Source organism: Streptomyces sp. NPDC004609, from assembly GCF_042873655.1.
Classification (GTDB): domain Bacteria; phylum Actinomycetota; class Actinomycetes; order Streptomycetales; family Streptomycetaceae; genus Streptomyces.
Genome location: NZ_JBIALS010000022.1, coordinates 95,189 through 109,782, shown reverse-complemented (window position 1 = coordinate 109,782; position 14,594 = coordinate 95,189). Strand labels below are relative to the sequence as shown.

The 14,594-nt window shown below is 72.9% G+C and carries 17 protein-coding genes; 9 read left to right on the top strand and 8 right to left on the bottom strand.

Annotation, left to right across the window (positions count from 1 at the left end):
• Positions 1–52: 52 nt before the first annotated feature.
• Entirely contained in the window at positions 53–1,693 is a 1,641-nt protein-coding gene (locus tag ACFYT4_RS22170) for a PTS transporter subunit EIIC (protein WP_389271518.1), read from the top strand.
• 189 nt (positions 1,694–1,882) lie between these two features.
• Here ACFYT4_RS22170 and ACFYT4_RS22165 read toward each other — a convergent pair whose 3' ends face one another.
• The 5 genes from ACFYT4_RS22165 to ACFYT4_RS22145 form a co-directional block, all read right to left on the bottom strand.
• On the bottom strand, positions 1,883–2,914 hold the full coding sequence (locus tag ACFYT4_RS22165; protein ID WP_389271515.1) for a Clp protease N-terminal domain-containing protein: 1,032 nt from the start codon (positions 2,912–2,914) through the stop codon (positions 1,883–1,885).
• A gap of 250 nt (positions 2,915–3,164) precedes the next feature.
• Complete coding sequence (locus tag ACFYT4_RS22160) at positions 3,165–3,584, bottom strand: RidA family protein (RefSeq protein ID WP_389271512.1); 420 nt, start codon at positions 3,582–3,584, stop codon at positions 3,165–3,167.
• Between the two features lie 198 nt (positions 3,585–3,782).
• A complete protein-coding gene (locus ACFYT4_RS22155) occupies positions 3,783–4,199 on the bottom strand; it encodes a PPOX class F420-dependent oxidoreductase (protein WP_389271509.1) in 417 nt (138 codons plus the stop codon).
• 104 nt (positions 4,200–4,303) lie between these two features.
• Positions 4,304–4,501: a hypothetical protein gene (locus ACFYT4_RS22150; protein ID WP_389271506.1), complete on the bottom strand. Its 198-nt coding sequence runs from the start codon at positions 4,499–4,501 to the stop codon at positions 4,304–4,306.
• A complete protein-coding gene (locus ACFYT4_RS22145; protein ID WP_389271503.1) occupies positions 4,498–4,728 on the bottom strand; it encodes a hypothetical protein in 231 nt (76 codons plus the stop codon). The genes ACFYT4_RS22150 and ACFYT4_RS22145 overlap by 4 nt, the downstream gene beginning before the upstream one ends.
• A 609-nt stretch (positions 4,729–5,337) precedes the next feature.
• Between ACFYT4_RS22145 and ACFYT4_RS22140 the strand changes: the two genes are divergently transcribed.
• A complete protein-coding gene (locus ACFYT4_RS22140) occupies positions 5,338–5,811 on the top strand; it encodes a hypothetical protein (RefSeq protein WP_389271500.1) in 474 nt (157 codons plus the stop codon).
• 272 nt (positions 5,812–6,083) lie between these two features.
• Here the strand turns inward: ACFYT4_RS22140 and ACFYT4_RS22135 are convergent, their stop codons facing one another.
• Positions 6,084–6,248, bottom strand: a complete 165-nt coding sequence (locus ACFYT4_RS22135; RefSeq protein ID WP_389271497.1) for a hypothetical protein — start codon at positions 6,246–6,248, stop codon at positions 6,084–6,086.
• Between the two features lie 47 nt (positions 6,249–6,295).
• Here ACFYT4_RS22135 and ACFYT4_RS22130 point away from each other — a divergent pair, with 47 nt between their 5' ends.
• Positions 6,296–7,222 carry a hypothetical protein gene (locus ACFYT4_RS22130; protein WP_389271494.1) on the top strand — a complete coding sequence of 309 codons (927 nt, stop codon included), beginning with the start codon at positions 6,296–6,298 and terminating at the stop codon, positions 7,220–7,222.
• Positions 7,223–7,340: 118 nt separating this feature from the next.
• Here ACFYT4_RS22130 and ACFYT4_RS22125 read toward each other — a convergent pair whose 3' ends face one another.
• Both ACFYT4_RS22125 and ACFYT4_RS22120 read right to left on the bottom strand, forming a co-directional pair.
• Positions 7,341–7,475: a hypothetical protein gene (locus ACFYT4_RS22125; protein ID WP_389271491.1), complete on the bottom strand. Its 135-nt coding sequence runs from the start codon at positions 7,473–7,475 to the stop codon at positions 7,341–7,343.
• 329 nt (positions 7,476–7,804) lie between these two features.
• A complete protein-coding gene (locus ACFYT4_RS22120) occupies positions 7,805–8,020 on the bottom strand; it encodes a hypothetical protein (protein WP_389271488.1) in 216 nt (71 codons plus the stop codon).
• Between the two features lie 116 nt (positions 8,021–8,136).
• Here ACFYT4_RS22120 and ACFYT4_RS22115 point away from each other — a divergent pair, with 116 nt between their 5' ends.
• From ACFYT4_RS22115 to ACFYT4_RS22090, 6 genes are all read left to right on the top strand, one after another.
• Positions 8,137–8,976, top strand: a complete 840-nt coding sequence (locus ACFYT4_RS22115) for a helix-turn-helix domain-containing protein (RefSeq protein ID WP_389271485.1) — start codon at positions 8,137–8,139, stop codon at positions 8,974–8,976.
• On the top strand, positions 8,960–9,166 hold the full coding sequence (locus ACFYT4_RS22110) for a DUF397 domain-containing protein (protein ID WP_389271482.1): 207 nt from the start codon (positions 8,960–8,962) through the stop codon (positions 9,164–9,166). Before ACFYT4_RS22115 ends, ACFYT4_RS22110 begins: the two co-directional genes overlap by 17 nt.
• Positions 9,167–9,321: 155 nt before the next feature.
• The gene (locus ACFYT4_RS22105; RefSeq protein ID WP_389271480.1) at positions 9,322–9,768 is read left to right on the top strand and encodes a hypothetical protein; all 447 of its coding nucleotides are present in this window, start codon (positions 9,322–9,324) and stop codon (positions 9,766–9,768) included.
• 250 nt (positions 9,769–10,018) lie between these two features.
• The gene (locus ACFYT4_RS22100; protein ID WP_389271477.1) at positions 10,019–10,618 is read left to right on the top strand and encodes a YceI family protein; all 600 of its coding nucleotides are present in this window, start codon (positions 10,019–10,021) and stop codon (positions 10,616–10,618) included.
• Between the two features lie 331 nt (positions 10,619–10,949).
• Positions 10,950–11,792, top strand: coding sequence for a GNAT family N-acetyltransferase (locus ACFYT4_RS22095; RefSeq protein ID WP_389271474.1), 843 nt, complete (start codon positions 10,950–10,952; stop codon positions 11,790–11,792).
• A gap of 290 nt (positions 11,793–12,082) precedes the next feature.
• Positions 12,083–14,041 carry a hypothetical protein gene (locus tag ACFYT4_RS22090; protein WP_389271471.1) on the top strand — a complete coding sequence of 653 codons (1,959 nt, stop codon included), beginning with the start codon at positions 12,083–12,085 and terminating at the stop codon, positions 14,039–14,041.
• The last annotated feature ends 553 nt before the right edge of the window (positions 14,042–14,594 follow it).

Below are 14,594 nucleotides of genomic sequence, written 5' to 3'. Positions count from 1 at the left end.
CGTGAACACGCGCCCGCACCGCACCACCCGCACAGAACAAGGCACCCGCACCATGGCACAAGACCCTGCCGACAAGGCATCCGGCAAGAACCGGAGGATCGCGGCCGAGATCCTCCCTCTCATCGGCGGCGCGGCCAATGTCTCATCCGTCGCGCACTGCATGACCCGCCTGCGCATCGGGCTGCACGACCGCTCCCTCGTCCAGGACGAGGCCCTCAAGGCGCTTCCCGCCGTACTGGGCGTGGTCGAGGACGACACGTACCAGATCGTGCTCGGGCCGGGCACGGTCGGCCGTGTCACGCCCGAGTTCGAGGCCCTGGTGGCCGAGGCGCGGACGGAGGAGGACCTCGCGGTCGGCGCGGGCGCCGACACGGACGCACCCCGCGCCTCCGGTGGATCCGCGCCCGCTCCCGGTGGCGCCGGAGACCCTCAGCAGCCCCTCACCGCCGAGGAGCTGGCCGAGCGCGGTGCCGCCATCAAGGCCGCGCAGAAGACCCGTAACGCCACCCCCTTCAAACTCTTCCTCCGGAAGATCGCGAACATCTTCGTCCCCCTGATCCCCGCCCTCATCGGCTGCGGCATCATCGCGGGACTCAACGGGCTCCTCATCAACCTGGAATGGCTCCCCTCCGTCACCCCCGCGCTGGCCGCGATGGCGAGCGGCTTCATGGCGCTGATCGCGGTCTTCGTCGGCTTCAACACGGCGAAGGAGTTCGGCGGCACCCCGATCCTCGGCGGCGCGGTCGCCGCGATCATCGTGTTCCCCGGGGTCGCCAACATCGAGGCGTTCGGCCAGAAGCTCTCCCCCGGCCAGGGCGGTGTGCTGGGCGCGCTCGGCGCGGCGGTGCTCGCGGTGTACGTGGAGAAGTGGTGCCGCCGCTGGGTGCCCGAGTCGCTGGACGTCCTGGTCACCCCGACGCTGACCGTCCTGCTGTCCGGCCTGGTCACCATCTTCGGCCTGATGTTCCTGGCCGGTGAGATCTCCGGCGCCATCGGCGACTTCGCCGACTGGCTGCTCGACAACGGCGGCGCGGGCGCGGGCTTCGTCCTCGGCGGGCTGTTCCTGCCGCTGGTGATGCTGGGTCTGCACCAGGCGCTGATCCCGATCCACGCCACGCTCATCGAGCAGCAGGGGTACACGGTTCTGCTGCCCATCCTCGCCATGGCGGGCGCGGGCCAGGTCGGCGCGGCGATGGCCGTCTATCTCAGGCTCCCGAAGAACACCTCGATCCGCGCCACCATCAAGTCCGCGCTCCCCGCGGGCGTCCTCGGCGTCGGCGAGCCCCTGATCTACGGTGTTTCGCTCCCGCTGGGGCGCCCGTTCATCACGGCGTGCGTCGGCGGCGCGTTCGGCGGCGGGTTCATCGGGTTGTTCACCATGCTCGGCGACAAGGTCGGTTCGACGGCGATCGGCCCCTCCGGCTGGGCGCTGTTCCCGCTCGTCCAGGGCAACCAGGGCCTCGGCACGACGATCGCGATCTACGCGGGCGGGCTGCTCGTCGGGTACGCGGTGGGCTTCTGCGCCACGTACTGGTTCGGGTTCACCCCCGCGATGCTGGAGGAGTTCAACAAGGCGCCCGCGCCCCGGCCGACGACACAGGTGGCGGGGTCGGAGCCGGTCCCGGCCACCGCCACGGCATCGGCGGCCCAGCCCGGGGGCGGTGTCCCGGCCTCCCCGGCGGACCGGCCGTAACCACGGGCCCGGGTGGCCCGTGCCCCGGCCCGTGTCCCCGGCGGACCCGCCCGAACGCACGGGTAGAACCACCCGCACGGGCGAGGAAGGGGACCCGTACGTCGTACGGGAGGACGGGACCCGTACGACGTACGGGAGGGCGCGCTCGACGGGACCGAGCCCACCGGTCCGGAAGCCCCCTCCGGAGGGTCACCGCTCCAGAAGGCCGAGCAGTCGGCGGGCGCGGGCCTCCTCCGCCAGCAGCGAGGTCACCAGCGCCGCCGTCCCGCCGTCCCGCGTCCGGCGCAGATACTTCTCCGCCGGACGGGCGTCGCTGCCCAGGTTCCCGCCCCGGGTGGTGAGGGCCGCGTGGACGGCGGCGTAGTCGATGCCCCGGGCGGCCAGGGAGGCACCGCCCGCGTAACGGGTGTCCGGATCGCCCGTGCCCGGGCCGGTCAGCTGGGGATACCGGAGCCCGACCTCGTGGGTCGCCAGGACCGCCAGCAGGAGGTGCTCGGTGCCGATCGCGCGGTCACCGAGGCGACGGGCCTGCTCGCGCACCTCCAGGCCGATCCAGATCAGGGGCACACTCGCCCAGTTGGCCGCCGGACCCGTCAGGAACCGTCGCCAGAAACTCATCGGATACGGGGTGCGGCCGAGCAGCGCGTCACGGGTGGGCCGCAGCAGCGGACCGACGCGCTCCGCCGGGGTCACCGGCTCACCGTCGAGGGCGCGCAGTACGTCGGCGGGGTCCGCCTCGCACGTACGCAGCAACTCCCGGGCCCGGTTGCCCTCCTCCGCGAGCAGCCCCCGCAGCACGTGCACGGCGGTGAACTCCTCCGCGCCCTCGCCCCGGGCACACCGCATCGCGGCGCGCAGCGCCCGCGCCGCGGCCCCGCTGAGGCGGATGCACCGGTCGCCGCTCTCCCCCAGGACGGCCACCGAGTCGACGCGCCCGTCCTCGTCGTCCGTGCTGTCCCACGCCTCTTCCCACTCGTCCCGCTCCTCACGGTCCGACAGAACGGCCAGGACGAGGGTCGCGGCCGCCCCGGCGTCGGAAAGCGCCTCCCGGGCCGCGCCCTTGGTGCCGACGACGGCCGCGAGCAGATGCTCGGTGCCGATCGTGCTTCCCCGCCCGCCCGCCGCGCCCCGGGCCGCTCCCAGGAGGCCTGAGGCCCGCCGGTCGGGCTCCACGATCGCCGGCGCGCGGCTCTCCCCGTTGTCACCGGTCAGGGGAGCCACCCTGCCCGTTCCCGCCCGGTGCCGCGCCGGGCGCGGGTCGCGGCGCCCGCCTCTCCTCCGTCGTACAGCGGCGGGGAGAAGAAGCCGCCGGAGATACGTGCGCGACCGGGTACGGGCGGGCCGGACCGCAGCAGACGCCCGGCACCCGGGAGCGCCACGGGTAGCCTGCGCCCTCGCTGCGGGTGCGCCACGGGTGACCTGCACCCCTCGCTGCGGGAGCCCCACGGACGCTCCGGTCCGCCCGGCCCGCTCAGGCGCCCGGCGCGGCGGTCAGGTCCACCTCGACCAGTTGCCCGGGGAAACCGAGCCGGGCCACGCCCAGCAGGGTGCTCGCCGTGGTGAACGCGGGTGCGAGGGGTGAGTCGTTGAGGCGGAACCAGGCCGCGGCCAGAACCTCCTCGTCGTCGCTGACCACGTAGATGACCGAGCGGACGACGTCCTCCGGGCGGGCGTCCACCGCGCTCAGGGCGGCGACGGCGTTGGCGGCGACCTGGTCGATCTGCGCGTCGAGATCGCCCTCGCCGACGAGCGCGCCGGTGGGGTCGAGGGGGCACTGCCCCGCCAGATAGAGCGTTCTCCCGGGCTGGACGACGGTGATGTGGTGGTAGCCGGGGGTGGGATGGAGCTTCTCGGGGTTGATACGGGCGATGCGGTCGTTCGTGTCGGTCATATGCCCGAGTCTGCGAAAGCTTCCCGGTTCGCGCATCCGGATTTCCCCTCGCGTCCGGCCGCCCTCACCACCGTCCGGCCGGGTCACCAACCACCCGGCCTGATGACCAAGCGCCCGGAGGCCCTCACCTGCCACCCGGCCGGTCATCACCCGCCCGAAGGCCCTCACCGCCCGGAGGCCCTCACCGCCCGGAGGCCCTCATCGCCCGCGGTGCACGGCCCGTCTCGCCTCGTACCACTCCTCGCCGACCGGCAGCCCCGCCATGTTCCAGCTCCAGGACACGGTCGGGTTGATCCGCAGATACGTCCCCGGCCCCACCAGCCCCACCCGCTCGACGGGGTCCTCGGCCTCTCCGTAGACCCGCACGCCCCGCGCGATGAACGGCTCGAAGGACACATGGTCGTCGATGACCAGGGAGACCTTCCGCTGCCCCGCCCGCACATTGCGCATCTTCCGTGTCCTGACCACGCCCGGCCCGCCCCCGATCCAGAACCCCACCCCGTCGAACTCGAAGGCGACCGGCACGACATCGGGCTGCCCGTCCCCGGACACGGTCGCGAACCGCGCGAGCGGCTGCGACCCGATGTACGCGATCTCTTCGTCACTGAACGACATGGCGTCTCCCTGCTCACTGCCCCGGCCCACGCCGACGGCCTCCCCACCGTCTACACGACCCCCACCACGCCCCCGCGCCGACGCGCCCACCCCGCATCCCGCTCTCAGCCGGCCGTACGGAGAGGGGTGCACTCATCCGCTCCGGGTCCCGGCGGTAAGGTCCCGACGTCCTCGGGGCAGGTGTACAGGGTGGTGCCGGGGGCGTCGGCCGGTTCGAGGCGGCGGACTTCGACGGGTGCGGTGGTGTGGCGGTGGCAGACGGCACAGATCGCGCTCATGGTGTGCGGGAGTTCGGTGGTCATCCGGCCTCCCCCGGGCGGAGGTGGACGCCGTACGGGGCGATGTACAGCTTCCTGGGCCTTCCGTGTGCGGCTCGCTGCCGCAGGATCGCCCGGGCCTCTTCCTTGGTCGGGCCCGCCCAGGGCCTGGACCAGGGGTTCACCCGGACCCGGGGGACCTCGGGGCCGGTGACGGGAGGGCGGTGGGTACGCCGGTGCAAGCAGAGCACCCGGGCGAGGGTGTGGCGCATGGGGTGGTGGCTCCTTGTCACACGAGGTGCACTCCACCTCCCGCACCGGCCCGGACACCCCCGGAGAACGATCCGCCCCGATCACCCGGTCCGCCCGCGTCACGACCGCCGCCACGACCCCACCACCGGCACCACCCTGGCCGCCGCCGCGGACGCCGTACAGCGGGCACACGAACACGCCGGAAACGCCAACGACTGAGGAACCGGCCCATCCTCATCCCTCGCCACCACAACCGGCCGGCCCACGGGAACCCGCTCCCCGTCCCGGCCCACCCGATACACCCTGATCGACATCACGGGCCGGGCCCGCTCGTCCCGCGAGGCCGGAGTGCCCGGCGCCCTCGGACGAACGGCCAGCATTCCCGCCGTCCTCCGGGCGCAGTCACTTTCACGGCCGCGCACGCCGACTTCGTATCCGTACGAGGTGACATAGCGTCCGTCCCGGACCGTAATCTCTTCAGTGCCGTGCAGGGGGTCGGTCACCAGCAGGCGGTGTCCCCTGTCGTTCTCAGCGACAGCGAGCCCATGTTCCCGTAGGTGACCGGCCAGTTCTTGCAGCCCGTTGATCTTCACACGGTGACGGTCTCAGCAAGGGAGTTGCCGCGGGATATGACAACCTATGACACAGAGTCGATCACCAGACGGATCGCCGTCACGGGCACGCGCGACACGGGCCACCGGACGCCCGACGAGTACGCCGGAATCTTCGCCGACTACCTCGGCCCCTTCGCCGACGCTCACTTCTACCTCGGCGGCGCCAGGGGAATCGACAGCCTGTCCTTGCTGTGGCTCGCCCGCACGACATCGGCGGGCATCACCGTCGTCACGCCCGGAACCGTCGAGCAGCAGCCGGAGGAAGCCCGGGAGGCGATCAGGAACACCGCCCACCGCATCGCGGAGATCGTCGAACTGAAGGCAGCCGAACTCACGACCCCCGCCTACTTCGCGCGCAACCGGTGGATGGTCGATCACGCCACCATGACGATCGGATTCCCCAGGGAAGGGGCTCCGGCATCGGGAACCTGGCACACCCTCGACTACACGGCCGACTGCGGGAAACCCCGGCTGATCGTGCCCGTATAGGCGGTTTCTCCACCACCATGACGAACATGGACGGCAAAGCCGCGGGAGCGGCCATCCTGAAGGCCCTGCGCCGGCGGCGCGGGCTGTCCCTCGCGGATACAGCGCGGGCGTTGAGCCGGATCGCGGACTCGCTGGGGGCGCCGCCCCTGCCGCCGGTGGCCGGTGGCCGGTGGCCGGTGGCCGGTGGCCGGTGGCCGGTGGCCGGTGGCCGGTGTGCAACGATCCGTCGCGCGCTGGGAGTCGGCCTCGCCCACCGTGCCCGATCAGCGCTATCAACTGCTCCTGGCCCACTTGTACGCCCGTACGCCCATCGGGCAGCCGTCGCTGGGCGCGGGGTCGGACTTCGCCGAATACCTCGACGCCCTCAGGCACTTCGGTCTGAGCGAGCGGCTCGTCGCCGAGATGCGCACCACGGTCACGCTCATGGCGACGGACACGGGCGGGGGACTGCTCGCCCTGCTGGCTCCCGCGGTGCCGGGCCGTCTTGGCCGACGCCCTGGCCGACCCCTCGCGCATCGGCGAGGAGACGGTCTCCGGTCTGGCTTCCGCCGTGTCCGATGTGAACGCGCAGGTGGGCAGCCTGCCGTTCGTCCGGCTGCAGTTGATGCTGGCTCCTGTGGTCGAAGCCTGCCGACGGCTGCTGGCGGGACCTGCGCCGACGGCGTTCGTCGGTCAACTGCGGCAGACCGCCGTCGCCGCGTCCACGCTCGCCGGGCGTCTGGCATTCGAGACCCGGGACGACGCCGCGTCCCGGGCGCTGTACGCGGAGGCGACCCGGGAGGCGGAGTTGCTTCGCCGGCCGTGGCGGCAGGCGACCGTCCACATGAGTCACGCTCTCGTCACGCTGTACTCGGCCCACGGCATCGAGGGCGCGCGAGTCCTCGTCGACCGGGCGGTACGGGCGGCGCGCGTGGGCGACAACATCCTCGTCAGAGCACGTGCCTATGCGCTGGAGGCGGAGATCGCGGCCCGCGCGGGCCTGGAGCGCCCCTGCCGGACCGCGCTCGGGCTGGCCTGGTACGACATCGAGGCGGGCCACACGGACGATCCGGCGGCTTCCGCCTTCTCCCCCGCGCATCTGCGGGGCTTCGAAGGCGTATGCGAGCTGTATGTGGGAGATCCGCGCTTGGCGCACGACCGGTTCGCCGCGTCGGCGGCAGCACTGACCTCACCCCGGGAGCAGGTGCAGCGTGCGATCGTCATCACCGATCAGGCCCTGGCCCGGCTCCGCTTGGGCGAGCCGGGAGCGGCGGCCGAATTGCTCCACGAATGCGTGACCGCAGCGGCTTCCACCGGGAGCAGGGTCCCCGCGATCCGGCTGCGGCGGGCCAGACGGGAGCTGAGGCCCTGGAGGGGCGAACCATTCGTGTCGGAGCTGGACGACCATCTGATGGACGCGTTCGGGACGTGAGCAGGGGCAACGCCTCAAGGCCCGGCGATCGCCGGCAACGCACCGACCCCGGACGCGTCACACGTCGAACAGCCGGCCGGACCGACCGCGTCCGTGGTCGCCGACGGGAGTCGTGACGTCACCGCGGGACCAGCGTGACGGCCGTGACGAAGAAGAGGACGACCAGCGCCCGGCCCAGGCAGCCGATCCGGCGGCGCTCCGGATTGCGCCCCTGGGGCCACTCGCCTGCCCCGTCCCGCGGTACGTCGTTCATGACTCCGCAGGTTACCGGCCGCGACCGGGGCGCTCCACGGGGCGGTTCCGGTGCGGGCGGGCGTATCGCGTCGTCACCCGTGGACGGCACAGGACACGGGTCCCGGGCGACCCCCGGCCGGCGCCCCGGCACCGGATGGAGGCGGCGTCCCGGGCGCACGCGGGCCACCCACACGGATGAAGCCCGCCCCGGTGCCGATATCCGGACGGATCGCCCGGGACCGGTCACCCTCACGGCCGACCGCAGCCGTGGGCCGGGTGTCGGCCCGGGGCGCCCGCCCTCCCCGCCGGGGCCCCGGGACGGCGGCGGTTCCGGGGCCGCGGGACGGGTCAGCCGCGGGCCTTGTGGAGGGCCGCGGCCAGGCGGAGAGCCGTATCGAGGTTGCAGCGGCCCAGGTCGATCAGCGGATGCGGGTCGTCGCGCGCCAGCGAGACCGCGTCCACATTGAGCGATGGCAGTTTTACGCCCATCTCGCCCAATTCGGTCCGCAGTTGCTCGACGGCCTCCTCGACCGCCCGCAGCCGCTCCGCCGCTTGCACCGCCATGCGTCAGACACCTCCACGCTGAGTACTTCTGTTATCTACACAGCGTGTCCAGGATCTGGCTAGCCTGAACAGTCACGGCGACTGGACAGCCCCATCTGTACGAGCGGGAGTTCATCATGGCTGTACCAAAAGACCCCGATCCGTCCCAGTCCCTGAGGGTGATGCTCGGCTCGGAGTTACGTCACGCACGCCTGGAGGCCGGGCTGAGCCAGGAGGCCGTGGGGGAACCTCTGTTCGTCAGCGGGTCGTACATCGCCAAGCTGGAGAACGGCACCCGGCGGATGCCCCATGAGATGGCGTGCCAGTTCGACGAGATGTTCAGCACGAACGGGTTCTTCGCACGCAACTGCGTGGTGGCGAACCGCTCCAAGTACCCCGACCACTTCGCCGAGGCGGCCGACGCGGAAGCCATCGCGACCAAGATCAAGCAGTACGCGCCCCTGCTGATCCCGGGGCTGCTGCAGACGGAGGACTACGCGCGGGCGGTGTTCCGCGCGCACCACCCGACCGCGACGGACGAGGCGATCAACCGGCTGGTCACGGCCCGGATGGAGCGGGCCCGCATCCTCGGCGACCCGGCGACCCCGCTGGTGTGGATGGTCCTGGACGAGGCCGCGCTGCGCCGGCAGGTCGGCGGGGCCGGGGTGATGGCGAGGTCGATCCAGCACATGGCGAAGCTGGCGCGGGCCAACCGGGTCATCGTGCAAGTGTTGCCGTTCGCGGCCGGGTGCCATGCCGCGATGGAGGGGCTCCTCAAGCTGATGTCCTTCGAGGACGCGCCGCCGCTCAGCTATATCGAGGGCCCCGGTGCGGGCCATCTGGAGGACGATCCCGCCACCGTCGCCCGCCATGAGCTGACGTACCAACTGATCACCGCGAGCGCTCTGCCCCCGCGTGAGTCGCTGGTGTTGATCGAATCCGTCGCAGAGGAGTACGGAAATGAAGCGCAGCTCTGAGCACAGCGGGAACACGGCGGTCTGGCGGAAGTCCACGTACAGCGGCGGCAGCGGCGGCGACTGCCTGGAGGTCGGCGCCGGGCACCCGGGCGTCGTGCCCATACGGGACTCCAAGCGGCCCGGCGGGCCGGAACTGGTCTTCCGGGCCACCACGTGGTCGGGCTTCCTCGCCGGCCTCAAGTGCGGCTAGAGCCTCCCGGTCGTCGCGCCGGCGTTCCGTGCGCTCGTGCCCCGCGTGGTGCCTCGGAGCGGTGACGGGGTGCTGTGCGTTTGACATGCGTCGGACGGATGACAGGCTGGTGAGGGGGCGACGTGTTCAGGGGGGCCGTCCAGAGGAGGCCCGGTATGGCATCCGGTATGGCACTCGGTACGGCATCGCGATCCACAGCGCTGCAGGTGCCGCTCAGGCTCCCCGTCGGCGCGTTCTTCCTCAACTCCGGGCTGTCGAAACGCGGCGCCGACCAGGCCACCGCCGAGGGATTGCAGCAGTTCGCCGCCCTCACCTATCCGTTCCTGGCCAAGCTCGGCGCCCGGCGGTTCGCCAGGCTGCTCTCCACCGGGGAGCTCGCCATCGCCACCGCGCTGTTGCTGCCGGTGGTGCCCGCCGCCGTCGCCGGGGCCGCGCTGACCGCGTTCTCCCTCGGCACGCTCGGGCTGTACCTGCGTACGCCGGGCATGCGCGAGGAAGGCGGCATCCGCCCCACCGAGCAGGGCATACCGCTGGCCAAGGACGTCTGGATGCTCGGCATCGGCATCGCTCTCATCGTCGAGGGCGTGACGGAGCACCGGTGACCCGCTTCCGTGGTCCGCGGCCGTGAGCCGTCGCCATGACCTGTGACCGTGACCTGTATCAGCGATCTGCGTCTGAGATCTGCGTCCACCGCCCGGCACCGCACCGCGCGCTCCGGTGACCCGGCCGGCCGGACCCGGCGGTCGTCCCGGCCGCCGGGAGAAGACATGACCCAACCAGTGCGCACCGTCCACCGCGGGCCCCTTCACCGTCCGGCGGACGCTGAAGGGGCAGCGCGCCAAGGGAGCTTCCATGGCCGTGACCAAATGGTTCTTCGAGCCCGGCCATTCGAGCGCGGAGTTCCGTGCCAGACACATGATGATCACCTATGTACGCGGGCAGCTCAAGAACATGCAGGGGCTGCTGGAGGTCGATCCCGACGAGCCGGAGAAGGCCCGCGTGGAGGCGACGATCGACGCGGCCAAGGTGTACACCGGTCAGCCCCAGCGTGACGACCACCTGCGCAGTGCCGACTTTTTCGATGTCGAGCACCATCCGACGTGGACGTTCACCGGGTCGGGCGTCCGTCAGGTGAGCGCGAACGAGTTCGAGGTCACCGGAGATCTCACCGTACGCGGAGTGACACGTTCCGTAACCTTCGAGGTCACCTATCTCGGGCAGTGGGACACCCCGTGGTGGGAGGACGGCCGGGACCTCGGCCCCAGGCGGCGCGCCGGTTTCATCGCCCGGACACGTATCAACCGCCATGACTTCGGGGCGAGTTGGAACGACGTGGTCGACCGCGGCGGCGTGGTCGTCAGCGCCATGGTCGATGTCGTGGTCGACGTCGAGGCCGTCCTGGACCCGGGACCCGAGGAGCAGTCACAGCAGTCACAGCAGAGCGCGGCCTGATCCTCCTCCGAGCCGATGAGCGTCGCGATCTCCCCGGCGACGGGCGCCGCGGCCTCGGGTGGTGACGCGTCAGAGCCTTCGCGGGCCGCCGTCGTCGGTCTCCGGAGGGTTCTTGAGCCGGTCGAGAATCCCGGGCGGGAATCCCGGTCGAGATCTCGTCGGACGGGCCCGGGCCCGGGCGCGGGCACGCGACGCGGTGTCCGCGCACCCGAAGCGCCGTGGCGTGCCCGCCGCATACGGGGCGCCCGGGCCCGATCGTCACGAACGGCCCGGTCGGCGGCGCCGGATTACGGGGTGCGGCGCGGTCCGGCCCCGTGATGGGATACGCCGCATGAGCGACCTGCGCGCCCGTATCGAGCAGTACTACGCCACCGTGCCGCTGGCGTTCGCGGACACCGAGGAGTACGGCCCGCTGCGGCTGTTCGTGCGCACCGCTCCGGGCACCCCGTACTACGGCGGGCCGAGCCACGCGCAGCCCACCGCGGAGGGCGCCTCGGCCGTCACCCCGGCGGACATAGCCCGGGTACGCGCGCGGCAGCGCGAACTCGGCGTGCCGGAGGCCTTCGAGTGGCTCGCCGAGGTGGCCCCGGCCCTGCGCGCCCGGATCGAGGAGGCCGGCCTCCCGGTGGAGGAACGCCCGCTGATGATCCTCGACGCGGACCGGCCGCCGCCCCCGCGGCCGGTGCCGGACGGCGTCACGGTCCGGGTACTGGACGCTGAGGATCCGGCCCTGGCCGCGGCCCTCGCGATTCCGCGCCTGGCCTTCGCCGAGGGCGGTACAGCGGTGGGGTCGGCGGGCCGCGCCGAACTGGCGGCGGCGGTCGGCGAACTGACCGCGGACGGCACGCTCGCGACGACCGGCCCCACCATCAGGGCCGGACACAAGGTGCTCGCCGCCGCCCTCGCCCCCGACGGCACCCCGCTCGCCGCCGGTCACTACCACCCGGCGGGCGGAGTGACCGAGATCGGCGGCATCGGCACGCTTCCCACCGCCCGGCGCCAGGGCCTCGGCGCCGCCGTCACGGCGGCGCTGGTCGCCCACGCCCGCGCCCACGGCGTACACACGGTTTTCCTGGCGTACGCGGAAGACGCCGTGGCCCGCATCTACCTCCGCCTGGGGTTCCGCCCGGCCGGCACCACGCTTCTGATCGCCAATCAGCCCGCACGGTCGTAGGGCGCGCAGGAGAGCGGGGCTGCCGTCCGGCGGCGGGAGCCGTTCCGGGGCCCTGCCCGCACCCACCGGATCCCCTGCGGCCGGTGACGACCGCCGCCGTTGTACCTCCCGGGCCTGATCCGGTCCATCAGGTCCATCAGGTCGCGCAAGCCACGGTCCCGGCGAGAACCCGGCGACGGTACGGCACCACGCGCCCGTCTGTGCCCGCCCGCGTCGGTGCCGTCGTCCCACCGGCCCACCGGTAAGGGTCCCGTCGGAGGACCGGAGTCCGGGGTGGCCATACTGCGTACGTGAGCGATCTCCCCCTGCCCCTGCCGCACGACCGGATACCGCCGGGCACCCGCGACTGGCGGTCGGCGGACGCCAGTCGGTGGCTGGCCGCCGCTCCCGCCCGCTGGGCGCATCCCCTGTGGCCCACCGCGGCACTCGTGGCCACGGCGGTGTGGGCCATCGCGACGGCGGACGGGGCCGCGTGCACCTCGGCCGATCCGTGTGCCGCCGACTGGTGGGGGCTCGCGCTGGCGGGAGCGGCCCTGCTGAGCCTGTATTGGGTGTGGCGGCTCCCGCTCCTCGCGCTGCTGGGACTCGCGGTGACCACGGCGGGCGGCGTGGCCGACGGGGGGCTCTCCGGCGACTGGTGGGCGCCGTCCGTCCTCGCGCCGCTGTTCGCCGTCGCGTACGCCGTGATCACCCTGGTCCACCGGCTGGCCGCCGCGAGGAGTCAGCGTGCGCTCGCCGAGGAGGCCGCCGGGCCGGACCGGCATCGGCTTCCCCCGGCCGCACGGAACTTCAGGCGCGGTCGCGTCTCCCTCGCCGTGGCCGCGCTGCTGCTGCCGGTGGCCGCCTTCGCCCTCTGGCAGGCCCGTCAGGTCATCGGCGCGTACGAGGAACACGCGGCGCGTGCCACCCCGGTCGCCGCCGAGGTCCTCTCGGTCGAGGAGGACGACGAGGGGGCCACAGTCCTCGAAGCGGCGGTGGCGGAAGGCGATACGACGTACACGGTCGAGAACGTCCTGCCCGAGGACTATCCGGTCGGCAGCATCGTGATCCTCCTGGTCGACGGCGGGTGGGTCCGCCTGGCCGCGGAGCCGTACGACATCTTCGGCTGGGAGCTGCTGCTGCTGGCGGCAGCGACGGCCGGCTCGGCGTTCCTGGTCAACGGGGTGACGGGGCGGCTGCGCGGGGACAGGCTGGGCCGGGAGCCGCTGCCGGTGCTGAGGGTTCTCGTCCGTGAGGGCCACGGGGACGGGCGGACATGGGTGTACGCGGCGGACGACCTCACGGCCGGGCATCCGCTCCTGAGCTTCCACTCCCTCCCCACGCCGGACGACGAAGAGACCGAGAACGCCGACGACACCCAGAACGCCGACGACTCCGACGACGACGCCGAGGACGAGGGGGCGGGGCAGGGAGGGCACGGGGAGCCGACCGAGGAGGAGACGGCCGCGCTGGAACGGGAGATGGCGGAGGTCGCCGCCATCCTCGGGGGCACCGATCCCCTGCCGCCGCTGTGTGAGGCCGTCCTGTTCGGTGCGCCCCGCGCGGGAGCCGAGCTCGCCTTCGTCGCCGGGGAGGACGACGGCGCGATGGTGGAACGCAGTGTCACCCCGGCGAGGCCCGCGGTTCCGGGCCCCCTCGAATCCCTGCGGGGCGGGTCGAACCAGCGGCGCGAACGCCGTCGGCGCATCCCGGTGGACGAGATCGCCGCCGGGATGCGGCCGACGGCCGCCCCTGTGTCCTGGTCCGCCGACCGGGGCTCGCGCGCCGTCGGTCTGCTGCTGCTCCTCGCACAGGGCGGTGCCACCTGGGTGATGCTCGTCGACGGCCCCTCCTGGCACCGGGCGGCTCTGGTGATCGGGCTGCCCTGGCTCATCGGCTCCGTGTCCACCGCGCTCAACTGGCGTGTCACCGCCGACCGCCGGGGCCTGTGGGTCACGGGTGCCTGGCGGGTCCGCCACGTCCCCTGGGAGCGGATCAGCGTCCTCCGCCACGACCACGACAGCATCGTCGTCGGGGCCACCGGGCAGGACGATGTGAAGCTCTCCCCGACGGGCTGGAGCTGGTTCCAGCACAGGCTCGGAGGCTCCCCCGCGGCGATCCGCGCCGCCGACGAGGCCCGTGCCCTGTGGCACCGCCCGGAACTGCGCCCGGAACGGGACTCCGCACCGGGCGAACAGGGCATGCCGCTCGGCCCGCTGATCGTCGCCCTGGGCGTGCTGTGGGGCGCGGCCGTGCTCCTTCTGTTCTGACCGGGCCCGCGCGGGCCGCCAACCGCGCCCTGTCCCGGGCCGCCGACCACTGCCCGTCCGGGCCGCCAACCGCGCCGCGCCCCGCCCAGGCGGGAGATCGTGTCTCCGTCCTCCGGGCCCGCCCGACCGACCGCGGTGGCGGCGGCGGAGAACCGGCCCTCCGGCCCCAGGTGTTCCGGCCCCGGACCGCCCGGCCCACGCCGCGGCCCGAGGCCGCCCACCCCGAGCCGCCTCTGCCGGTGGCGGCGGCCCCGCCCACGAGGATCGGCTCGCGGTCGGCCGCGGCCACGACGCCGTAGAAGGCCGGAGCAATTCCTTGTCCGCGTCACCGGGCCCGCATTCGACGGGCGTACACGCACCGACGCCACGGGGGCCGAACCCGGTCAGGTCGTACTGATCCCACACGGATTGCGGCAGAGCGGCGCGAAGCTCAGCGGCATATCGAGTCCGGCGATTCCGGGGCCGCCGGGATGGAAGAACAGGCCGCCATGCCTCTTGGCGGAGTCGGCGGCCTTGATACGGGATATCACTACGTCGATAATTCCGCCTCTCG